Raw genomic sequence first — 22,299 nt, 5'->3', positions numbered from 1 at the left:
TTCAGTGCGTTCCCGCTCGGTCCGCATACGGATTGGGGATACCGAGGTGGGCCAGGATCTCGGTTTCGAGCGCTTCCATTTCTTCGGCGTCGCCGTCGTTCTCGTGATCGTAGCCGATCAGGTGCAGGAAACCATGCACGGCGAGATGGCTCAAATGGTGATCGAACGGCTTGTGTTCCTCGTCCGCCTCGCGCCGCATGGTCTCGAAGGCGATCGCGATGTCGCCGAGCATGCGCGGCGCATCGCCCGGCTTCCATTCGCCCTCGGGCTGGAGCGCCGGAAACGACAGCACGTTGGTCGGCTTGTCCATGCCGCGCCAATTGCTGTTGAGCGTGCGGATGCCGGCATCGTCAGTCAGCATCACGGCCACTTCTGCATCCGCGACGTCTTCGTCGACGGATTCGGCGGCAGCGGCGACGGCGCGCTGGATCACGCTTTCGGCGTCGGGCTCGCTCTGCCAGCAATCGGCGACGACGAGGACTTCGGTGATGGGAAGGTTGGGATGTGACATGGCTTTGTTCGGAACGATGGGGCGCCGTATCCGCGCCCGCTTGGTCCGGTTGTTGTCTCGTCAGGATTTGTTGCCGGCGGGCGGCCGCTGCGGCGACCCTTCATAGGCAGCGACGATTCGTGCCACGAGCTCGTGGCGGATCACGTCCTCGGCTTTGAAATGAACTTGCGCAATGCCGTCGACGCCATCGAGCAGACGGGTCGCTTCGGCGAGACCCGAGGTCTGGCCGTTCGGCAAATCGATTTGAGAGGGGTCGCCCGTGACGATCATGCGACTGTTCTCGCCGAGGCGGGTCAGGAACATCTTCATCTGCATCGACGTCGTGTTCTGCGCTTCGTCGAGGATGATCGCGGCGTTGGTCAGCGTGCGGCCGCGCATGAAGGCGAGCGGCGCGATCTCGATCTCTCCGGTCTGCAGCGCGCGCTCGACGATGCGCGCGTCCATGAGGTCATAGAGCGCGTCGTAGATCGGACGCAGATAAGGATCGACCTTCTCGCGGAGATCGCCGGGCAGGAAGCCGAGCCGCTCGCCGGCTTCCACGGCGGGACGCGACAGGATGATCTTGTCGACTTCCTTGCGCTCGAACAATTGCGCGGCATGCGCGACCGCGAGCCAGGTCTTGCCGGTGCCGGCCGGGCCGATGCCGAACACCAGCTCGTGCCGCTTCAGCGCGCGGATGTAGGAGTCCTGGGCAGCCGTGCGCGCGCGCACCGGGCGCTTGCGCAGGTTGATGCTGTCGAAGGCGGTCTTCGCCGACTTGGCGTCGAACTCGAACAGCGACCCTTGCGCGATCACGGCGCGGATCGCGCCTTCGACTTCGCCCTGGTCGACATCCTGCCCCTTCACGGCGTGCGCGTAGAGCGTCTCCAGCACGCGGCGCGCGGCGTCGCAGCCGTCGCGCGTGCCGCCGATGGTGATGTGGTTGCCCTTGGAGTCCACGACGACGCCGAGACGGCGCTCGATCTGCGCCAGGTTCTGGCCATAGGGGCCGACCAGCGCGGATGCGGCGCGGTTGTCGTCGAAGTCGATGACGACCTGGGTCTCGGGTGGAACTTGCATGTCGCGGTCAAATTTGCGGCTGGGAGCGATAGAAGACGAATCCGATGCGCTTTTTGGCAAGGGTTCAGGCTCCAGTGGCGATGGATGATAAAGCGGATTCGCGCGCATCGCGCGGCGCGGCGAGCTCGCCGAGGAAGCTGTAGCGCTCGAGGCTGTCGATCCTGACCGGCAGGATCTGTCCGATGATGTCGGGGGAAGCCATCACATGCGCAGGCTGCAGGAAAGCGGTGCGCCCGACGATCTGGCCGTCCTTGCGCGCCGGGCGTTCGAACAGCACGTCGACCGTTGAGCCAATCGCAGCCTTGTTGAAGGCCGATTGCTGGCTGTCGATCAAGTCCTGGAGCCGCTCCAATCGCTGGTCCATCTCGGCGGGGGACACCGTCTCCTGCATATCCGCGGCCGGCGTTCCCGGCCGGGCGGAGTATTTGAACGAATAGGCTGCAGCGTAGCCGATTTGCGTGACAAGCGCGAGGGTGGCGAGAAAATCTTGCTCACTTTCGCCCGGGAAACCGACGATAAAATCTGATGAAAAAGCAATGTCTTGGCGTGCGGACCGGAAACGGTCGATGACTTCACGGTAATCATCGGCGGTATGTTTCCGGTTCATGGCGGCGAGAATACGGTCCGAGCCCGACTGCACCGGCAGGTGCACGAACGGCATCAAGGCATCGAGATCGCGATGGGCCGCAATCAAGCTGTCATCGACGTCGCGGGGATGGCTGGTCGAGTAGCGCAGCCGCGCGATACCGGGAATCTCTGCCAGGCGCTCCAGCAGCTTGCCGAGCCCCCAGCTTTTTCCGTCCGGCCCGTCGCCATGATAGGCGTTGACGTTCTGTCCGATCAGCGTGAGCTCGCGCACGCCATTGTCGGCGAGCCGCTTGACGTCGTCGACGATGTTCGCGACGGGTCGCGAGACCTCGGCGCCGCGCGTGTACGGCACGACGCAGAAGGTGCAAAACTTGTCGCAGCCTTCCTGCACCGTGACGAACGCGGAAATGCCGCGCGCGCGAATCGCGTCGGGCCTGGGCTGAGCCAGGAAGCCGAACTTGTCGGCGGCGGGAAATTCCGTCTCGATCGCGCGGCCTTCGTTGCGCGCCCGCTTCAGAAGCTCCGGAAGGTGATGATAGCTCTGCGGGCCGACCACGACATCGACAACAGGCGCGCGGCGCGTGATCTCGCCACCTTCGGCCTGCGCGACGCAGCCGGCAACCGCGATCTGCATGGCGCGTCCCTCGCGCGCGGCCTCGTCCTTGGCGACGCGCAGGCGCCCAAGCTCGGAATAGACCTTCTCGGAGGCCTTTTCGCGGATGTGGCAGGTGTTGAGGATGACGAGGTCGGCGTCCTCGGCGTTATTAGTCTCCACGAATCCTTCCGGAGCCAGCGTGTCCACCATGCGCTGGGCATCGTAGACGTTCATCTGGCAGCCATATGATTTGATGTGCAGCTTACGCGGCGGCTTCATGGAACCCGGAGGTGTGGTGGAGGACGGCCTTCAAATATAGGCTGGGGGTCCGAAAATCCAGCGATTGGGGGCATTTTCGGCCGTCATTCCGGGCCGCGCGCCAGCGCGAAGCCGGAATCCAGAGGTTTTGGCACGAGATTCCGGGTTCGATGCTCCGGGCCGCGCTCCGCGGTCCCGCCGCATCGCCCCTGAATGACGGCCAGAGACTAGCTAGCCCGTCAGGGCGTCCGCCGCGACCCGCCGGACCAGCTCCGGCAATTGATGCATGTCGGCGAAGGTCAGGTCGGCGCCGGCCCGGCGCAGGGTCTCGGCATGACCGGTTCCGCAATGACTGCCACCGCAAAAGCCGAGCACCTTCATTCCGGCCGCCCGTGCGCCGGCAATGCCAGCCAGGCTGTCCTCGACCACGACACAGCGCTCGGGAGGGACACCCATTTCCCTGGCCGCGAACAGGAACAGGTCCGGCGCCGGCTTGCCGTTCGTCACTTGCGAGGACGAAAAGATGTTCGGCGCGAGGCGTGCATAGAGTCCCGTGCTTCCGAGACTCACTTGCATGCGCGAATGCGAGCCGCTCGAGGCAACACAGACGCGTTGCGTCACGACGTCGAGCACATCGTGGATGCCGCGGATCGCTTCGAGGTCGGCTTCGAAGGCGCGAAACAGCTCGTCCTGGAGATCGCCGTGATAGGCCTCGGGCAGCTTGCGGCCGAGCTCGGCTTCGATCTCGAGATTGGCCTGTTTGGTCGAACGGCCGAGGAATCGCTCGGACACCTGCTCCGATGTAATGGGATAACCGTGGCGCGTCAGCACATCCGCATGGGCACGACAGGAGATCACCTCGCTGTCCACGAGCACGCCGTCGCAATCGAAGATGATGAGGTCTATCGGCACGAAACTCAAGACGCCGGCTTGTCGTCGTCGAGCGGGACGCAATAGAGCTCGAGCCTGTGATCGACCAGCTTGTAGCCGAGCTTGCGGGCGATCTCCGCCTGCAGCTTCTCGATCTCTTCGGAGGTGAACTCGATCACCTTGCCGTCGCGCAGATTGATGAGGTGGTCGTGATGGCTGTCGCGCATCGTCTCGTAGCGCGCGCGGCCCTCGCGGAAATCGTGGCGTTCGATGATACCGGCATCCTCGAACAGCTTGACGGTGCGATAGACGGTCGAGATGGAGATCTTGTCGTCGACCGCGACACAGCGCCGGTACAATTCCTCGACATCGGGATGATCGACGGCTTCCGCAAGCACGCGCGCGATGACGCGGCGCTGCTCGGTCATGCGCATGCCGGTTGCGGCACAGCGCGCTTCGATGCCGGTCGCCTTGGATGCCGAAGAAGGTTTGAGTCCAGTCATCATGGGTCCGCCTGACGGGGCGCTTTCTGCCATCAATGTTACGACAAGTCACGTCGCATCAGAAGTGCGTTCAATTGTTCCCCGTTGGCCTGCTTATAGTAGCGTTCGCGGCGCCCGACCACCACGAATCCGCCCCTCTCATAGAGCCGTCGCGCGGGCTGGTTGTTCTCCTCGACTTCCAGAAATATCGTGCGCACGCCACGCCCGGCGAGATGGCCGAGATGGGTCATCAGCAGCGCGCGGGAGAGGCCACGGCCGCGGTGGGACTGGTCGACTGCGACCGAGAGGATTTCCGCTTCGTCCGCTCCGATCCGAGACACTGCAAAGCCGATGATCTTGCGCCCCAGGCGCAAGCGGTGGACGAGCGTGTTACTCTCGCGGAGCATGCTCTCGAATTCGGCTTCGCCCCAGCCATGCGCGAATGATTGGCCGTGAAGCTGCGCCAGCCGCGCCGCGTCGCGCGCGGATGCCGGCTCGACGGCCGCAGTGCCGCCGCGCCACCATTCCGAAAGCCATCTCATCATGAGCTTACAGCTTGTGCGAGCGGAGGCAGCGCAGCCGGCTTCGCATCGGGCGCCTTGAGATAGAACGGCCGCGCCGGATTGGTATCGGGATTGGCCGCGGCACCGAGCCATGCGACCCAGCTGATGTCGGGCGCCGGCTGCGCGTCGACCGAAATGGGTTGCGGTCCATCCTTCGGCCAGCGCTCGGCGAGAATTTTGGCGGCATTGCCGACCAGATGCGGCGCGCCGAATTGCGAGGCTGCGATGGCCTCGTCGATCGACGCGACGCCGGGCCGCACCAGCTGGCTGCCGTCGCCGCCGACGATCTGGAAGTAGACGTGATCATGCCGCGCATCGATCGCCGAGATCACCGGGTCTGGCCCACTCTGGCCGACGATGGCGGCCGCATAGGCCGAGAGAGTAGTGAGGCCGACGGCCGGTCGCTTGGCCGCGAGCGCAAGTCCGCGGGCCGCCGAAATGCCGACGCGCAAGCCGGTGAAGCTGCCGGGGCCGACTGTAACGGCGATGCGGTCGAGTGCCGTGAAGGCGAGATCGGCCGATTGCATCACGCGTGCGATCATCGGCATCAGCGCTTCGGCATGGCCGCGCTTCATGAACAACTGCTCCTGCGCAAGGAGCTCACCGGCGTCGGTGTCGAGAACGGCGGCCGCGCACGCCTCCAGCGCGGTATCGATGGCAAGGATCAACATGAAAAAGCGAATGGCGAGTGGTGAACCGCGAATAGTCTAGCCGATAACGGTTTCATTCGCCATTCGCTGCTCGCCATTCGCGCACCGCGGCTACATCGGCCGGACTTCGACCACGTCGGGCACGAAGTGCTTCAGCAAATTCTGAATGCCGTGCTGAAGCGTGGCGGTCGACGACGGGCAGCCGGAGCAGGCGCCTTTCATGTTGAGATAGACGATCCCGTCCTTGAAGCCGCGGAAGGTGATGTCGCCGCCGTCATTGGCGACCGCCGGCCGCACGCGCGTTTCGATCAGATCCTTGATCATGTCGACCGTCTCGGCATCGGCCTCGTCGAAGAACTCGTCCTCGTCGTCGAGATCCACATCGCTCGTGAGCGCGCCGTCGGCGAGCAGCGGCGCGCCGGACATGTAGTGCTCCATGATGGCGCCCAGGATCGCGGGCTTGAGCTGCTGCCATTCACCGTTCGCCTTGGTCACGGTGATGAAGTCCGATCCATAGAACACGCCGGTGACGCCGGGCACGTCGAACAGCTTTTCGGCGAGCGGCGAACGGCCGGCGGCTTCGCGGCTCGAAAATTCCATCGGGCTGCCGTCGGATACGACGCGGCCGGGAATAAATTTCAGCGTGGCGGGATTGGGGGTGGCTTCGGTTTGAATGAACATGGTTTTCTCCAGACGTCGCCGGTTCAAGGCCGGCGCGTGCTCTCTTCCCTAGCAGATGGCGACGGAGAACGCACGATCAAGGGGTCGCAAGAGTATTTCGCTGTTATTTCAACGGGTTATCCGGCGGAAAAAGTTCTGCACCGTCGTGACCGGGCGTGTCCCTGTCCACCCACGTCTTGCATCTGCCAGCGCCAAGAACTGGATGCCCGGGACAAGCCCGGGCATGACGGTACTCGGGTTCGCCGCGCCTGGACGAGATGCCTGCGCAGCCGGACTTCAGCGCCGGCGGATGAAGCCGACGATGTCCTTGGAGAGGTTCATGGTCTCTTCGGCGATGGCACGCGCCCGGTCGGAACCATCGTTCAGGATGGCGTCGATGTGGCCGGGATCGGCGACGAGGCGCTTCATCTCGCCGGCGATCGGCGCGAGCTTGGTGACGCACAGTTCCGCCAGCGCGTTCTTGAAGCTGGAGAACTGGCCGCCGCCGAATTCGCGGAGCACGTCGGCCTTGGCGCGGCCCGAGAGCGCGGCGAAAATGCCGACGAGATTGTCGGCTTCGGGGCGCGCTTCGAGGCCCTTCTCTTCGCTCGGCAAAGGCTCCGGATCAGTCTTCGCCTTGCGGATCTTCTGCGCGATAGTGTCGGCGTCGTCGGTCAGATTGATGCGCGAATTGTCCGACGCATCCGACTTCGACATCTTCTTGGTGCCGTCGCGCAAGGACATCACGCGCGTTGCCGGCCCCGTGATCAGCGGTTCCGGCAGCGGGAAGAACAGGCCGTCATTGGTGCCCTGCGCGCGAATGGAGTCGCCGAAGTCGTTGTTGAACTTCTGCGCGATGTCGCGCGAGAGCTCGAGATGCTGCTTCTGGTCCTCGCCGACCGGAACGTGGGTCGCGCGGTAAAGCAGAATGTCGGCGGCCATCAGCACGGGATAGTCGAACAACCCGACGGATGCGTTCTCGCGGTCCTTGCCGGCCTTCTCCTTGAACTGGGTCATGCGGCCGAGCCAGCCCATGCGCGCCACGCAGTTGAAGATCCAGGCGAGCTCGGCATGGCCCGAGACCTGGCTCTGGTTGAACACGATGTGCTTCTTCGGGTCGATGCCGGCGGCGATGAATGCCGCGGTCACTTCGCGGGTGTTGCGCGCGAGCTCGGCCGGTCCGCCCCAGACGTCGAGGCCTTGCGTGATCGCGTGCATGTCGACGACGCAATAGATGCAGTTGTGGGTTTCCTGCATCTTCACGAAGTTGACGATCGCGCCGAGGTAATTGCCGAGGTGCAGATTGCCCGTCGGCTGGACGCCCGAAAAAACCCGTTCAACGAATGGCATGGTCAGTTTTCCTGAGAGGTCGCCGGCCGTCGTTTCCAACAGCGGCGCTGCCCCGTCAAGGGCAATTCGAGCGCCGCGCCGTCAGGCGGACCGTTTCAAGGCGTTAACCGCCTCGCGCCAGGACGCCGCGCCAAGGACTTGCAAGAGCAGGCCATAGACGGCGATCCCGGCCGCGATCTGCAAGCCCAGCGCGATGAACCTGATCAGGCCGTGGGCCTCCACCGGCATCAGCCCCCGCGTCAGCCAGAGCAGAGCGCCCATCGCGGCGGCGGCGAGCAAGATTCGCGGCAACCGCCTGCTGGCGGCGGCATCGACCGAGAAGCCGAACTCGCTGGTGCCCTTTCGGAGTAAGGAGACGGCGCTGCTCCAGGCGCCGGCGGCAATGCTCGCGGCGATCCCGCTCGCGCCGAAGAAGTGCCCGAGCAGGACGGCGAGCGCCACCGCGACCACAAAGCCTTTGGCCGTGGCGAGCAGCGGCGTCATCGTGTCGCTGCGGGCAAAGAAGGCGGGCGACAGCGCCTTGATCAGCACATGCGCCGGCAGGCCCAGCGCCAGCCACATCAGTGCATGCGCGGTCGCGGTGCTGTCCTCCGCGCCGAAGGCGCCATGCTCGAACAACAGCCGCACGATCGGCTCGGCCAGCACGGCAAGGCCGAGCGTGGCGGGCAGCGCAAGCCCGACCGCAAGTTCCAGCGCGCGCGATTCTGCATGCGCCACCGCCTCGCGGTCGCCGCTGCTGACGGCGCGCGTCAGCTCCGGCACCAGCACCGTGCCCATGGCGACGCCGACGATGCCGAGCGGCAGCTCGATCAGGCGGTTGGCGAAATAGAGCCAGGAGACGGCAGAAGGCGTCGCGGAGGCAATGATCGCACCGGCCACCATCAGCCATTGCGGGCCGGAGCTTGCGATCATGCCGGGAATGGCTTTCGCGAAGAAGCCGCGCATCTCCCTGTCGAAACTTGCGCGCAGTGGTGTTGCGAGCCGCGCGCTTCGCTGCGATCCCAGCATCACGAGCTGCAGCAGGCCGGCGATGCCGACAGTCGCGGCCAGCATCCATGCGGCGAAGGACGCGTCGGCGTGCCAGATCAGCAATATTGCGATGGCCGCAATCAGAGCGATGTTGAACAGCAGCGGTGAGAACGCCGTGAGCGCAAACCGCCCCTGCGCATTCAAAAGTCCCATCAGCACCGTGACCGGACCGGCAAAGGCGAGATAAGGCAGCATCAGCCGGGCGTTCTGGACGGCGAGATCGAGCGTGGGGCTGCCGACGAAGCCGGGCGCGATGATCATGATGATCAGCGGCATCAGAAGCGCGATCCCGATCGCGATCGCGATCAGGGCCGCGCTGACCGTGCCCAGCACGCGTCCGGCGAAGGCGGAGGCGGCCTCCGCGCCATCGCGCTCACGGACGCGCAGCCAGGCCGGGATCAGCGACGCATTCAGTGCGCCTTCGCTGAGCAGGCGTCGCACCACGTTGACGAGCTGAAATGCCGCCAAAAAGGCATCCGCCACCGCGCCGGTGCCGAGCAGCGCCGCGATCAGGGAATCGCGCGCAAAGCCCAGCAGCCGCGAGGCCAGTGTTCCCGTCGAGACGGTCAGGAAGGAGCGGATCATGCTCTTTGATCATACCGTTGCTTGCCCGCGCGGGGCCGGTCGTGATAGGCCGCGAGCCGGATTTCAGGCCGACAGGAAGCGGATTTCTGCGGGTATCGCAATCCGGCAAACAGGATCAAGGTGAATGGCTGACGTGAAATATGACGTTCTCGGCATCGGCAATGCGCTGTTCGACGTGCTGGTCCGGACCGATGAAGCCTTTTTGGTCAAGCACGGCATGACCAAGGGCAGCATGTCCCTGATCGACGAGGCGCGGGCCGCCGCCATTTACAATGACATGGGCCCTGCGACGGAAGTCTCGGGGGGATCTGCCGCCAACACCATCGTCGGCATCGGCAGCCTGGGCGCGCGTGCCGCTTATGTCGGCAAGGTCAAGGACGACCAGATCGGCAAACTCTATGTCCACGACATCCGCGCCGCCGGCGTCGCCTTCAACACGCCGCCCGCGAAGGACGGCCCCGCCACCGGCTGCTCCTACATCCTGGTCACGGACGACGGCGAGCGCACGATGAACACCTATCTCGGCGCGGCGCAGGATCTGTCGCCGGCCGATATCGATCCGGCCGAGATCGCGGCTGCAAAGATCGTCTATCTCGAAGGCTATCTGTGGGACCCGCCGGGCGCCAAGGAAGCCTTCCTGAAGGCTTCCAAGATCGCCCACGAGGCCGGCCGCAAGGTGGCATTGACGCTGTCGGATTCCTTCTGCGTCAGCCGCTATCGCGACGAGTTCCTGGGATTGATGCGGAGCGGCACCGCCGACATCGTGTTCGCCAACGAGTCCGAGCTGCACTCGCTCTACGAGACCTCCGACTTCGACACCGCGCTCAAGCAGCTGCGCAGCGACGTCAAGCTCGGCGTCGTCACCCGTAGCGAGAAGGGCTGCGTGGTGGTGACGCCGACCGACGCCGTCGCTGCGCCCGCTTCGCCGATCGCGCAGCTGGTCGACACCACCGGCGCCGGCGATCTGTTCGCGGCCGGCTTCCTCTATGGTCTCTCGCGCGATCTCTCGCACAAGCAGTGCGGCGAGCTCGGCGCGCTTGCGGCTGCCGAAGTGATCCAGCACATCGGCGCAAGGCCGCAGGTGTCGTTGAGGGAATTGGCGCAGCAGCGCGGGCTGACGGTCTAAGGTTCGCGCCTCACGCTCCGCTGTCGTTGCCCGGCCAGTGCGCAATTGCGCACAAGGACCGGGCGACCCGGTATTCCAGAGACGTCAGTGGTTCAATCGAGAAGCCGCGGCGTACTGGATTCCGCGGGGAATGACAGAGTGATTGGAGTGGCAGCGGAGCCGCCTCACGCCGTCTTCGCCGCCTTCAGCCCCAGCCGCTGCTCCACCGCATCCCGCATCACGAATTTCTGGATCTTGCCGGTCACCGTCATCGGAAATTCGTCGACGAACTCGACGTAGCGCGGGATCTTGTTGTGGGCAATCTGGCCGTCGCAGAAGGCGCGGACCTCCTCGGCGGTCAGCGTCTCGCCCGGCCTGACGCGGATCCAGGCGCAGAGCTCCTCGCCATAGCGCGTGTCGGCCACGCCGAAGATCTGCACGTCCTGGATCTTGGGGTGGCGGTAAAGGAACTCCTCGATCTCGCGCGGATAGAGGTTCTCGCCGCCGCGGATCACCAGATCCTTGATGCGGCCGACGATGTTGCAGTAGCCCTCGTCGTCGATGGTGGCGAGGTCGCCGGTGTGCATCCAGCCGTTGGCGTCGAGCACGTCGCCGGTCTTTTCCTTCTCCTCCCAATAGCCCAGCATGACGCTGTAGCCGCGGGTGCAGAGCTCGCCGCGTTCGCCGCGCTTGACGATCTTGCCTTCGAGGTCGACGACCTTCACCTCGACATGCGGATGAATCCGCCCGACGGTGGAGACGCGCCGCTCCAGCGGATCGTCCGTCGCGCTCTGGAAGCTGACCGGGCTGGTCTCGGTCATGCCGTAGGCGATGGTGACCTCGCGCATGTTCATCTCGGTGTTGACGCGCTTCATCACCTCTATCGGGCAGGGCGCGCCGGCCATGATGCCGGTGCGCAGCGATTTCAGGTTGAACGTCTTGAACTCGGGATGATCGAGCTCGGCGATGAACATGGTCGGTACGCCGTACAGCGTCGTGCATTTCTCCTGCTCGATCGCGCGCAGCGTCGCGAGCGGATCGAACCCCTCGCCGGGATAGACCATGGTTGCGCCGAGCGTGACGGAGGCGAGATTGCCCATCACCATGCCGAAGCAGTGGTAGAGCGGCACGGGGATGCAGATACGATCCGCTTCGGTGAGGCGCATCGCGCGCCCCGTGAAATAGCCGTTGTTGAGGATGTTGTGGTGCGTCAGCGTCACGCCTTTGGGCGATCCCGTGGTGCCGCTGGTGAACTGGATGTTGACGGGGTCGTCGAACTGGAGCGCAGCACCAAGCGCAGCGAGTTGCTCGCGATGCTCCGCCTTGCCCATGTGCGCGACTTCGTCGAACGGGATCGTGCCGGGCGCGGAAGGACCGCCGATCTGGATCACCATCCGCAAGGCGGGCAGCCGCGCCGCCTGCAGCCGGCCGGGCCTGGCGCCCGCCAGCTCCGGCAGCAGCGTGTTGAGCATCTCCATGTACTGGCTGGTCTTGAACGCCGTCGCGGAGACGATCGCCGCGCAGCCGACCTTCTTCAGCGCGAACTCCAGCTCGCTGAGCCGGTAGGCGGGATTGATCGTCACCAGGATCAGGCCGGCCTTGGCGGCGGCGAACTGCGTCAGCGTCCATTCCGGCCGGTTCAGCGACCAGATGCCGATCCGCTCGCCGCGTTTCAGGCCGAGCGCGAGGAAGCCGGCGGCGAGTGCGTCGACGCGTTCGGCGAATTCCGCCCAGGTCCAGCGCACGCCATGGCTCGGCGAGACCAGCGCCTCACGCCCGCCCCAGCGCCGTACCGCGTGGTCGAGGCTGCGACCGATGGTGTCGCCGAGCAGCGGCGTGTCCGAGATGCCGCAAACGTAACTGTCGGCTTTGCCTGCAAGATCGTTCGCCAAGGTCGTCTCCTCGAAATCATTGCCTCGTGCCTGAAGCCGAGGGCTTTCGGGCACGAGGTTATCCGTTGCCGATCAGGCGCGCGACGCCGCGCGCCTCATACTAAGGGGTTAGGCCGCCTTCTTGCCGCTGCCCGCATCGAGCCCGGCATAGACGCCGCGCTCGAAGCCCGCGAATGCCTGCAAGCATTTCGCGTCCGCAAACGGCAGCAGCTGCATCAGGATCACGCCGGTGACGTCCCGCGCAGGATCGATCCAGTAATAGGTGTTGGCGAGGCCCGCCCAGGCGAGGCTGCCGGCGCTGCGGCCCTCCGCGGTCCTGGCGGTGTTGATCATGAAGCTGAGGCCCCATTTCTTCGCCTGCTCCGGATACAGATCGACGTCGTTGGTGTAGGGCGGCGCCGCGCTGGTCATCTTGGTCATGTTGAGATCGCCCATCTGGTTCTGCCCCATCATGGCGATCGTCTCTGGTTTAAGAACCTGGTTGCCGTTGCCGCGGCCCTTGTTCAGGATCATCTGGGTGAACTTGATGTAGTCGGCCGCGGTTGAATAGAGGCCGCCGCCGCCCATGTGGAATTCCGGATTCTGCTCGAGCTCGAATGGCATCGCAGCGAGCTGGCCGTCCTCGCCGCGGGCATGCATGCCGACGAGACGCTTGCGCATGTCGTCGGTGATCTTGAAGCCGGTGTCGGACATGCCGAGCGGCGCAAACAGGTTGTCGCGCAGATATGCGTCGAGCCGCTTGCCGCTGACGGCTTCCACGGCCTTGCCGACGAAATCGATATTGGTGCCGTATTCCCAGCGCGTGCCGGGATCGGTCATCACGGGCGTCTTCAGCGCCGCGTTCTGGCAGGTGATGATTCCCGGCGTGCCGGTCTTCTCCATGTAGCGCGCGAACTCGCCGTTCCACATGTCGTAGCAGAAGCCCGCCGTGTGGGTCATGAGCTGGCGCAGCGTGATTGCGCTCTTTGCCGGCCGCAGTTTTGGTTCGCCCTTGGCGTCGAAGCCTTCGAGCACCTGCGGCTTGGCGAGATCGGGCAGCAGCGATCCGATCGGCGCGTCGAGCGACAGCTTGCCCCGCTCGACCAACTGCATCGCGCCGGCCGACGTCACCGCCTTCGTCATCGAGGCGATCCAGAACACGCTGTCCGCGGTCATCGGGTCGGGCTTGGAGAGATCGCGCTTGCCGAACGCGCCCTGATACAGAATTTCGCTGCCGCTGGCGGCAATCGCAACAACGCCGGGAATCTCCTTGGCGTCGCTCGTCTTGCGCAGAGTCTCGTCGATCTGAGCTTTGCTTTGCATACGCGTTTCCTCCGGTTTGATTATTGTTGGAAGTGAACGGATTGTCCTCCCGCATCCGTCGTGCGGCAAGGGTGGCGATATGCAGCCTTCGGTCGCGATGTCGTGATTTGACGGTCTGCGCCCCACGCGGGACGACTGATCTGCAACACTTCTTCGCAATCTGCGGTGGATGGCCGCAACTGACCGTGACCTTGGATGGGCTCAGGCGGTATGTTTCAGGCGTTTGAAGCACTAGAAACATTTTGTGCGTTGCGGCGTTCAGCTGACGGCCTGATCGGCGGCTGACGTTAAGATTTGAAGCAAATTTGGCGGCCGCCGAACCGGCCGCGAGGGGACTTTAAGATGATTTCGACCTGGAGCGAATGGAAGCGCTATCCCCGTCCCGGACGGGGCGACAATCTGGAAGCGCCGATCTCGCCCGGCATTTACGAAGTCCGGATCGCCGGTACCGGCGCACTCTATTCCTTCGGAGCGGTCGACAATCTGGCGCAGTCGCTGGCGCTGCTGCCGGTCGGCTCGAAATCCTGGTTCGGCCGCCGCGACACGTCAGACGTGCCAGATCTCGAATATCGCACCTGCGCGACCTCCTCGAAGGCCGACGCCAAGGCGGCCGCCGAGCGCATGATCGGCCGGCGCGAAACTTATATGAGCGGCGCGGCGTAACCACGCCGCTGTCGGCTTTACTCCCATCAGCTGTGCGTTGCGGGACGGTGCATTACGTACCCGATATCCCTATATTCCGGGCCGACCCGAATGCCCCTGAGGGAGTAACGCAATGACGCCGACCGCCGCCGCACGCGCCCAGCACGCCACCGCCACCTTGCGTGACCGGTTGAAGGATCCTTCGCTGCTGAGGGAGGCCTGCTACCTCGACGGCGCCTGGGTCGGCACGCCCGTTTTTGCGGTGAACAACCCCGCCACCGGCGTCGAGATCGCAAAGGTCCCGCAGCTCGGCGCGGATGATACCACCAAGGCCGTCGAGGCCGCGCAGCGCGCCTTCCCGGCCTGGGCCAGGCATACCGCCAAGCAGCGCTCCAACATCCTGCGCAAATGGTTCGAACTCATCACGACCAATCGCGAGGACCTCGCGCTGATCCTCACCTCCGAGCAAGGCAAGCCGCTGTCGGAAGCGCTCGGCGAGGTCGACATCGGCGCCGCTTATATCGAGTTCTTCGCGGAGGAAGCGAGGCGTGTCTATGGCGAGACCATCCCGTCGCAGCGGCCCGATGCGCGCCTGCTCGCGATCAAGCAACCGATCGGCGTCTGCGGCGCCATCACCCCGTGGAATTTCCCGAACTCGATGATCACCCGAAAAGTGTCGCCGGCGCTGGCCGCGGGCTGCACCGTGGTGCTCAAGCCCGCCAACGAAACGCCGCTGTCGGCTTTGGCGCTGGCCGTGCTCGCCGAGAAGGCCGGCATTCCCAAGGGCGTGCTCAACATCATCACCGGTGATGCGCCGCCGATCGGCAAGGTGCTGTGCGAGCATCCGGCCGTGCGTTTCGTCGGCTTCACCGGCTCGACCGCGGTCGGCAAGATTCTCTACCAGCAGGCCTCGGTCGGCGTGAAGCGGCTCGGCCTCGAACTCGGCGGCAACGCGCCTTTCGTGGTGTTCGACGACGCCGACATCGATGCGGCGGTCGAAGGTGCGATCGTCTCGAAATACCGCAACATGGGCCAGACCTGCGTCTGCGCCAACCGCATCTACGCCCAGGACAAGATCTACGACGCCTTCGTTCAGAAGCTGTCCGCGAAGGTCGCGGCGATGAAGATCGGCGACGGCACCGAGAGCGGCGTGACGCAAGGGCCGCTGATCAACATGAAGGCGGTCGACAAGGTCGAGCGCCACATCGCGGACGCCGTCAAGCGCGGCGCCAAGGTCGTCACCGGCGGCAAGCGCAGCGAGCTCGGTCGTTCCTTCTTCGAGCCGACCGTGCTTGCCGACGTCAAGCCCGACTCGCTGGTGTCGCAGGAGGAGACCTTCGGCCCGCTCGCGCCGGTGATCCGCTTCAAGGACGAAGTCGATGTGATCGCGATGTGCAACGCCTCGCCGTTCGGCCTCGCCTCCTACTTCTACTCCCGCGATCTCGGCCGCGTCTGGCGCGTCGCCGAGGCGCTGGAATCGGGCATGGTCGGCGTCAACACCGGCCTGATCACCACCGAGGTCGCGCCCTTCGGCGGCGTCAAGGAAAGCGGCCTGGGACGCGAAGGATCTCGTCACGGCATGGAAGAATATGTCGAGATCAAATACGTGATGATGGCGGGAGTGTAGCGCCAGCTGGCGTCGCTTGACGCAGGTCAAGAGGCCTCGGGCAAGACTCCGTAATTTGGCGCGAGCGGCAGGGTGGTGCACACGCAGGATTGCGGCTCGCGAATGCTGACGAGGATCTCTTTCGCTCCAGGTGAGAAGCGGCTGCTTGGCCGCTTCTGGCAAAGCGCATCGGGATATTGGCGGGGCCCCACCGCCTGGGTCGCATGGGCCCTCGTCCTCGGGTTGATCATCAATGTTGTCCTGCAACTTCTGACCCAATACGGCCTGAACTTCTGGAATCGGGACTTCTTCAACGCCATCGGCCGGAAGGATCAGGCCGAACTCCTGCTCCAGGCGTTCCGGTTTCTGCCGCTGGCGGCGGCGAGTATCGCCTTGACCGTATTCTCGGTGTGGGCGCGCATGACCCTGCAGCGCTCCTGGCGCGAGTGGCTAAGCAACCGCCTCTATGACGATTGGCTCGGAGGTTCTCGCCTTGCCAGGTCGGGTCGCCTCGCCGGACACCACGAGGCGCCGGAATATCGGATCGCCGATGACGCCAGGGTCGCAACCGACTTGCCGATCGATCTTGTCACCGGGCTGCTTCAGTCGTTGCTCACGATCGGCACGTTCATCGGGGTGCTGTGGTCCGTCGGCGGCGATTTGCAGGTTCATCTCGATGGTCTGGACTTCACGCTTCCCGGATATCTTGTCCTTGCTGTGATCGCATATTCCGCCTTGCTGGCGCTCGGCATCTGGTTGACAGCCGGCCACCTGACGCGAGTCATCGAGGAGAACAAGCGCATGGAGGCCGAACTGCGGGCGATCGGAACGCATGTTCGCGAGGGTGTTGAAGGCAAGGTCATTTCCGAGGACCGGCCGAATGGCCGTCACGCCGTCGTGTCGGCATTGAAGGCCGTGATCGCGATCTGGCGCATCTATTGCTGGCAATTGATGCGGATGACGCTGGTTACGTATACCAGTCTTCTGGTCACGCCGGTGATCGGTCTTCTGCTGTGTCTTCCCAAATACCTGGCCGATGCGCTGACGCTAGGCGAAGTCGTTCAGGCGTCGGCAGCCTTCGTCGTCGTGCAGACCGCGTTCAACTGGTTCACGGACAACTACGCCAAGCTTGCAGAATGGACGGCCTCCGCCAACCGGGTTGCCGAACTCATGTTGGCGCTGGACGAATGGCATGCGACCGAGTCCTGAGCCAGGCCGACCCGGTCAACCAACCGCACGTGTTTTCGCGTCCTACCGCCGCAGCACCGCGATCGTCCGGTTCGCAAAGGTCAGCCGCTCCGCCATCACCGACACGAAATAGGTCAGCAGCTTGTGGCTGAGCGCGGGCGCTTCTTGCTTGATCGCGTCGAACTGGTGCGTGTTCAGCACGTAGAGAACGCTGTCGACCTCGGCCTGGATGGTGGCGCTGCGCGGCGCGTGTGACACCAGGCCCATTTCGCCGATCGTGGTGTAGCGGCCGAGGCTGCGCACGCGCGTGCTGCGGTCTTCATCGGCGGGAACCATGATGCCGACGCGGCCCTCGAGGGCTCGACGCCAAGATCGGTCGCGCTGCGCGTGATCTCCTGGCGAAAGCCAGGACCCCATTACCCCAGGGACGAGTTTGGCGAAGACCGGTCATTCGAGATTAGCACTGTCCGCGATCGAGAGACCTCGCGGTATGGGTCCTGGCTTTCGCCAGGACGACAATGGATAGCCGGCCTAAATCTTCAGCTCTTTCCCCGTCACCCGCCGATACGCTTCCAGGTATCGCTTGCTGGTCGCGTCCACCACGCTCGCCGGCAGTGGCGGCGGCGGGGCGTCGCCGTTCCAGCGGCCGGCGCGGCGCTCGATGTCGAGATAGTCGCGCAGGGGCTGCTTGTCGAAGCTCGCCTGCGGCTGGCCGGGCTTGTAGGCATCGACCGCCCAGAAGCGCGACGAATCCGGCGTCATGACTTCGTCGATCAGGATGATGCGACCGTCCTTGTCGCGGCCGAACTCGAACTTGGTGTCGGCGATGATGATGCCCTGCTCGCGTGCCAGCTCCTCGCCGAGCGTGTAGATCGCACGCGTCATGCTTTCGAGCGTGTAGGCGACGTCGTCGCCGACGACTTCGCGCATCTTCGCGATGGTGATGTTTTCGTCGTGGCCGGTCTCGGCCTTGGTGGCGGGGCTGAAGATCGACGGCTCGAGCTTCTCGCTCTCGACCAGGCCGGGTTTCAGCTTCTCGCCCGCCAGCGTGCCGCTCGCCGCATATTCCTTCCAGGCCGAGCCAGAGAGATAGCCGCGGATCACGCATTCGATCGGAAAGACGGTGGTGCGGCGGGACAGCATGGCGCGGCCGAGGATCTCGGCGCGATGCGGTTTCAACGCCGGCACGGCCGCGATGATCTCGTCGGTGTCGGCGCTGATCATGTGATGCGGCACGATGCCTTCGAGCTTGTTGAACCAATACGCGCTGATCTGGGTCAGCACTGCGCCCTTCATCGGGATGGTCTCGCCCATGACGACGTCGAAGGCGCTGATGCGGTCGGTGGTGAGGAGCAGCAGGCGGTCGTCGTCGACGGCGTAGATGTCGCGCACCTTGCCGCGGCCGATCTTGGTCAGGGGCAGGTCGCTGGAGAGCATCGTGGTCATCGCAAGGCTTTCGTAGACTTGGCTTCGGAAAGGTTATACGGCCGCGCCTGATGGCACGGCCGTATGCGGGATTAGCCTATTCCGGCAGCGGAATGAACTCATGTTCCTGCGGAACCGCGGCGAAGCGGCCGGTTTTCCAGTCCTGCTTGGCCTGCTCGATCCGCTCCTTGCTGGAGGAGACGAAATTCCACCAGATGTGGCGCGGGCCTTCCAATGCATCGCCACCGAGAAACATCATCCGCGTGGCCTTCAGCGCCTTCACCGTGATGCGGTCGCCGGGACGGAAGATCAGCAGCCGCGGCCCCTCGTAGCGCTCGTTCGCAATCTCGACCTCGCCGTCGACGACGTAGATCGCGCGCTCCTCGTGATCGGGGTCGAGCGGCACGATCGCGCCGGCGGCGGCCGTGACCTCGGTGTAGAACCAGGGCGAGACCATCTTCACCGGCGAGGTGATGCCGAAGGCCGAGCCGGCGATCACCCGTGCGTTAAAATCGCGCTCGGAGATCATCGGCAGATCGCCCGCCGCATAGTGCTGGAACGAAGGATCGATCTCCTCGGAGCCTTCAGGCAGCGCGATCCAGCTTTGCAGGCCGAGCATCTTCTGGCCCGATGCGCGCTGCGCGTCCGGCGTACGCTCGGAATGGGCGATGCCGCGTCCGGCGGTCATCAGGTTCATCGCGCCGGGCGCGATCTCCTGCACGTTGCCCTCGCTGTCGCGATGCATGATGGATCCGTCGAACAGATAGGTGACGGTGGCAAGGCCGATATGCGGATGCGGCCGCACGTCCATGCCCTTGCCGGAGACGAACTGCACCGGGCCGAAATGATCGAAGAAGATGAAGGGCCCGACCATCTGCCGCTTGCCATGCGGCAGCGCGCGCCGCACCTCGAATCCATCGCCGAGATCGCTGGTGCGGGGCACGATGACGAGATCCAGCGCATCGCAGGACATGGGATCGCCGAGCACGGGATCGTTGGAGGGCTGCCAGCTCATGGTGGACTCCTTCTGTGTATCGAGACTGATGCTAGCAGGATTTGGCGTCGTCGTCGCGACAAAGGCCAACCACACGCTCCGCTGTCATGCTCCGCGAAAGCGGGGCATCCGGTACGCCGCAGCTCATCGATTCCATCACAACCGTCTCGGCGTACTGGATCGCCCGGTCAAGCCGGGCGACGACAGCGGTGGCTGCTGCTAGGCTTGGAATGCGGATGGTTCTTGAAAAAACCGGCGCAACGAACGATGTTCGGTCGAGTGCAACCGTGACCAGCTACGTCTCCTGATGACTCTTGCCGCCCTCGACCTCGCCTTTCGCGCCGCCAGCGTCGCGCTGCTGCTGGTGCTGGCGGCGTCGCTGTTACATGATTTTCGCAATGTGCCGGCTGCCCGCCTCGGTGCGGCCTTCGTGCTGGGCTCGGTTGCGCATGTGGTGAGCTACTCGCTGGATGTCACGTCGCGGGTCCCGCTCTGGCATGCACCGCTGATCGCGATATCGACCGGCACCATCGTGGTCTTCTGGCTGTTCACGCGCGCCCTGTTCGACGACGAGTTTCGCCTCCGCTGGTGGCATGGTTTGATCTGGGCGCTGGTGGCGGCCTACAGCTTCGCGGGCTGCGTCTGGATTGCGCCCGGCGGCCATGTGCGGTTCTCGGTGACGGTGGTCAATCTGATCGTGCTCGGCTTCATCGGGCTTGCGGTCGGGCAGATGATCGCTTCCTGGCCGACTGACCTCGTCGAGCGCCGCCGCCGCGTTCGTGTCTTCATCGTCTGCGCGATCGCGCTTTATGGCGGGCTGAACGCGGTGCTCCAGATCGCGGTCGCCGGCCGCCATGTCGGCGCTGCAGCCGAAACCGTCAATGCCGGGGTGCTCGCCTGCACCGTCGCGGCGATCGTCTATGCCATGATGCGGGTTGACGGGGCGGAGCTGTTTCCGGTGGCGGCGGAGCCCGCACCGCCTGACGCTTTCAGTCAACCTGCCGCCGATGACGCCGCCGATCGAAAGCTCATCGACGCCTTGATGCGGCTGATGGCGGACGAGCGGATCTACCGGCAGGAGAACATCACCATCGGCGTGCTGGCCACCCGGCTGAAAATTCCGGAATACAGGCTGCGCCGGTTGATCAACCAGCGGCTCGGCTACCGCAACTTCAATGTTTTCCTGAACAACCACCGCATCGAGGAAGCCAAGGCCGCGCTCGCCGATCCCGACCAGGCCGAGGTTCCCGTCATCACCATCGCGATGGATGCCGGCTTCCAGTCGCTCGGCCCGTTCAACCGCGCCTTCAAGGCGGTCACGGGCGTGACGCCGACGGAATATCGGCGCCTCAAGGCCGATGCGGCCTAGATTTTAGGTTATTGAAATTACATTAGAATTCCGAAATCGACCAGCCCCGGTCAGTTTCGATGAGACCGATTTTCGAATCCGGCGAGCGTGTATCGCGCGCATCCGGCCTGCTCTCCCGCACTCGCACCCCAGCCGGAGAAAGCCCGTGATTCGTCGCCGCAAGATCGTCCTCCTCACCACCGCCATCGCCTGCGCCGGTCTCGCGCTCGGCGCGGCGCGGGCGCGTGACGTGCCCAAGGTCGCCACCGGCTTCATCGCCGACACGCTCTGCTCGGAGATCTTCGTCTCCGGCCTCGATCCCCACCGGGACCTCACTGAAACCACCGACGCGATGCCGGGTACGGGTCTGCTCACCTGGGCGATGGATTTTCGGGTCGATCGCGCCCGCAAGGACGTCACGGTGTCCCTGTTCGGGATCGGCCGCAGCCATGCCGTCTACCGCGACGGGCTCGGCTGCACGCTCGAGCATGGTCGGGGGATCGCCGACGTCGCGCTGCCGCCTGACGACAAGCAGCCCGCGTTACTCCCCGAGATTGCCGGCCCCGGGCTCGTGCCGCCGCAAAGCGCAGGCCTGGCGGCGGCGCTCGACCGTGCCTTCACCGAACCCGCGCAACCGCCATATCGCCGCACCCGCGCGATCGTCGTCATGAAGGCCGGCCGCATCATCGCCGAACGCTATGCCGACGGCATCGGCCCGGAGACGCAACTGCTCGGCTTCTCCATGACGAAGTCGGTGATGTCGGCACTGACGGGCATTCTCGTGCGCCAGGGCAAACTGAAGCTGGATGGACCCGCCCCCATCGCCGCGTGGCGAAACCCCGACGATCCGCGCCATGCCATCACCGTCGACCAGTTGCTGCGTCACACCGCCGGCATCGCGCTTGGAAGTTCGTTGGAGGCCAAGCTTGGCTCCGCGCTCGAACCGGTCAACACCATGAAATATGCCGAGGACGATATGGCCAGCTTTGCCGAGCGCGCGCCGCTTGCGACAGCACCGGGCACGACGTGGAATTATCATGACGGCAACTTCATCATCCTCGCGCATCTGCTGCGCGATGCCGCCGGCGGCAAGCCCGCCGATGCGCTCGCCTTCGCGCGCCGCGAATTGTTCGCGCCGCTCGGCATGGTCAACGTCACGCTCCAGCTCGATGCTGCAGGCACGATCGAGGGCTCCGGCGAGATGCTGGCCTCCGCGCGGGACTGGGCGCGCCTCGGCCAGCTCTATCTCAATGACGGTGTGGTTGGTGGCAGACGCATTCTGCCGGAGGGATGGGTGAACTATTCGGCATCCGCCACGCCAAATGCGTGGGTCGGCACCGGCGCCGGCTTCTGGACCAACCAGGGCGACAGTTTTGGCGCGAAGTTTCGCGTGAAGCACGGCTGGCCGCGCGATGCATTCTTCGCCAAGGGCACGATCGGTCAGTACACGATCGTGATTCCATCGGAGAAGCTGGTGATCGTGCGCCTCGGCCGCTCGCCGAACTTCCCGCCGCTCGCCGATGGTGTGTTCGATCTCGTGCGCGATGTCGTGGCGACGACGCGTGAGGGCGGAAAGCTCGCGGGAGCGAACTAGGCG

Annotated in this window: 20 protein-coding genes and 1 pseudogene; 6 read left to right on the top strand and 15 right to left on the bottom strand. The window is 64.7% G+C overall.

Features of this window, described 5'->3' with window-relative positions; genetic code table 11:
- Nucleotide 1: 1 nt before the first annotated feature.
- The 10 genes from ybeY to murJ form a co-directional block, all read right to left on the bottom strand.
- Nucleotides 2-511 (bottom strand): rRNA maturation RNase YbeY, encoded by a 510-nt coding sequence (ybeY, locus tag XH90_RS00185; protein ID WP_194478648.1) that lies wholly within the window; start codon nt 509-511, stop codon nt 2-4.
- A 60-nt stretch (nt 512-571) separates the two neighbouring features.
- Nucleotides 572-1,570 (bottom strand): PhoH family protein, encoded by a 999-nt coding sequence (locus tag XH90_RS00180; protein ID WP_194478647.1) that lies wholly within the window; start codon nt 1,568-1,570, stop codon nt 572-574.
- A gap of 64 nt (nt 1,571-1,634) precedes the next feature.
- On the bottom strand, nt 1,635-3,032 hold the full coding sequence (gene miaB / locus XH90_RS00175) for a tRNA (N6-isopentenyl adenosine(37)-C2)-methylthiotransferase MiaB (protein ID WP_194478646.1): 1,398 nt from the start codon (nt 3,030-3,032) through the stop codon (nt 1,635-1,637).
- A gap of 210 nt (nt 3,033-3,242) precedes the next feature.
- A complete protein-coding gene (locus tag XH90_RS00170) occupies nt 3,243-3,923 on the bottom strand; it encodes an HAD family hydrolase (RefSeq protein ID WP_194478645.1) in 681 nt (226 codons plus the stop codon).
- A 5-nt stretch (nt 3,924-3,928) separates the two neighbouring features.
- Nucleotides 3,929-4,384 (bottom strand): Fur family transcriptional regulator, encoded by a 456-nt coding sequence (locus XH90_RS00165; protein ID WP_128948724.1) that lies wholly within the window; start codon nt 4,382-4,384, stop codon nt 3,929-3,931.
- 38 nt (nt 4,385-4,422) lie between these two features.
- Entirely contained in the window at nt 4,423-4,908 is a 486-nt protein-coding gene (gene rimI, locus XH90_RS00160; RefSeq protein ID WP_194478644.1) for a ribosomal protein S18-alanine N-acetyltransferase, read from the bottom strand.
- Complete coding sequence (gene tsaB, locus XH90_RS00155; RefSeq protein ID WP_194478643.1) at nt 4,905-5,597, bottom strand: tRNA (adenosine(37)-N6)-threonylcarbamoyltransferase complex dimerization subunit type 1 TsaB; 693 nt, start codon at nt 5,595-5,597, stop codon at nt 4,905-4,907. The genes rimI and tsaB overlap by 4 nt, the downstream gene beginning before the upstream one ends.
- A gap of 90 nt (nt 5,598-5,687) precedes the next feature.
- Nucleotides 5,688-6,257, bottom strand: a complete 570-nt coding sequence (locus tag XH90_RS00150) for a NifU family protein (RefSeq protein ID WP_194478642.1) — start codon at nt 6,255-6,257, stop codon at nt 5,688-5,690.
- A 276-nt stretch (nt 6,258-6,533) separates the two neighbouring features.
- Entirely contained in the window at nt 6,534-7,586 is a 1,053-nt protein-coding gene (gene trpS, locus XH90_RS00145) for a tryptophan--tRNA ligase (protein ID WP_194478641.1), read from the bottom strand.
- Nucleotides 7,587-7,667: 81 nt separating this feature from the next.
- Nucleotides 7,668-9,200, bottom strand: coding sequence for a murein biosynthesis integral membrane protein MurJ (gene murJ, locus XH90_RS00140; RefSeq protein WP_194478640.1), 1,533 nt, complete (start codon nt 9,198-9,200; stop codon nt 7,668-7,670).
- A 124-nt stretch (nt 9,201-9,324) separates the two neighbouring features.
- On the opposite strand from murJ, the gene XH90_RS00135 reads away from it, so the two are divergent.
- Nucleotides 9,325-10,326, top strand: coding sequence for an adenosine kinase (locus tag XH90_RS00135; RefSeq protein ID WP_194478639.1), 1,002 nt, complete (start codon nt 9,325-9,327; stop codon nt 10,324-10,326).
- A 164-nt stretch (nt 10,327-10,490) separates the two neighbouring features.
- Here the strand turns inward: XH90_RS00135 and XH90_RS00130 are convergent, their stop codons facing one another.
- Both XH90_RS00130 and XH90_RS00125 read right to left on the bottom strand, forming a co-directional pair.
- Complete coding sequence (locus XH90_RS00130; RefSeq protein WP_194478638.1) at nt 10,491-12,197, bottom strand: AMP-binding protein; 1,707 nt, start codon at nt 12,195-12,197, stop codon at nt 10,491-10,493.
- Between the two features lie 108 nt (nt 12,198-12,305).
- Nucleotides 12,306-13,499 (bottom strand): serine hydrolase, encoded by a 1,194-nt coding sequence (locus tag XH90_RS00125; RefSeq protein ID WP_194478637.1) that lies wholly within the window; start codon nt 13,497-13,499, stop codon nt 12,306-12,308.
- Between the two features lie 342 nt (nt 13,500-13,841).
- On the opposite strand from XH90_RS00125, the gene XH90_RS00120 reads away from it, so the two are divergent.
- From XH90_RS00120 to XH90_RS00110, 3 genes are all read left to right on the top strand, one after another.
- Nucleotides 13,842-14,162: a hypothetical protein gene (locus XH90_RS00120; RefSeq protein ID WP_194478636.1), complete on the top strand. Its 321-nt coding sequence runs from the start codon at nt 13,842-13,844 to the stop codon at nt 14,160-14,162.
- A gap of 112 nt (nt 14,163-14,274) precedes the next feature.
- Nucleotides 14,275-15,768, top strand: coding sequence for an NAD-dependent succinate-semialdehyde dehydrogenase (locus XH90_RS00115; RefSeq protein ID WP_194478635.1), 1,494 nt, complete (start codon nt 14,275-14,277; stop codon nt 15,766-15,768).
- Nucleotides 15,769-15,870: 102 nt separating this feature from the next.
- Nucleotides 15,871-16,956 carry an SbmA/BacA-like family transporter gene (locus tag XH90_RS00110; RefSeq protein WP_194478634.1) on the top strand — a complete coding sequence of 362 codons (1,086 nt, stop codon included), beginning with the start codon at nt 15,871-15,873 and terminating at the stop codon, nt 16,954-16,956.
- Between the two features lie 42 nt (nt 16,957-16,998).
- On the opposite strand, the pseudogene XH90_RS00105 reads toward XH90_RS00110, so the two are convergent.
- From XH90_RS00105 to XH90_RS00095, 3 genes and pseudogenes are all read right to left on the bottom strand, one after another.
- Nucleotides 16,999-17,292 (bottom strand): annotated as a pseudogene (locus XH90_RS00105) (cyclic nucleotide-binding domain-containing protein); the annotation flags it as partial.
- 174 nt (nt 17,293-17,466) lie between these two features.
- Nucleotides 17,467-18,381, bottom strand: a complete 915-nt coding sequence (locus tag XH90_RS00100) for a phosphoribosylaminoimidazolesuccinocarboxamide synthase (RefSeq protein ID WP_194478633.1) — start codon at nt 18,379-18,381, stop codon at nt 17,467-17,469.
- Nucleotides 18,382-18,457: 76 nt separating this feature from the next.
- On the bottom strand, nt 18,458-19,375 hold the full coding sequence (locus XH90_RS00095; RefSeq protein WP_194478632.1) for a pirin family protein: 918 nt from the start codon (nt 19,373-19,375) through the stop codon (nt 18,458-18,460).
- Between the two features lie 286 nt (nt 19,376-19,661).
- Between XH90_RS00095 and XH90_RS00090 the strand changes: the two genes are divergently transcribed.
- Together XH90_RS00090 and XH90_RS00085 are read left to right on the top strand one after the other, a co-directional pair.
- A complete protein-coding gene (locus XH90_RS00090; protein ID WP_194478631.1) occupies nt 19,662-20,723 on the top strand; it encodes a helix-turn-helix domain-containing protein in 1,062 nt (353 codons plus the stop codon).
- A 145-nt stretch (nt 20,724-20,868) separates the two neighbouring features.
- On the top strand, nt 20,869-22,296 hold the full coding sequence (locus XH90_RS00085) for a serine hydrolase (protein ID WP_194478630.1): 1,428 nt from the start codon (nt 20,869-20,871) through the stop codon (nt 22,294-22,296).
- Nucleotides 22,297-22,299 lie beyond the last annotated feature (3 nt).

The sequence above is a fragment of the Bradyrhizobium sp. CCBAU 53338 genome (genome assembly GCF_015291665.1).
Taxonomy (GTDB): Bacteria; Pseudomonadota; Alphaproteobacteria; order Rhizobiales; family Xanthobacteraceae; genus Bradyrhizobium.
This window is presented reverse-complemented; position numbering and strand designations above follow the sequence as displayed.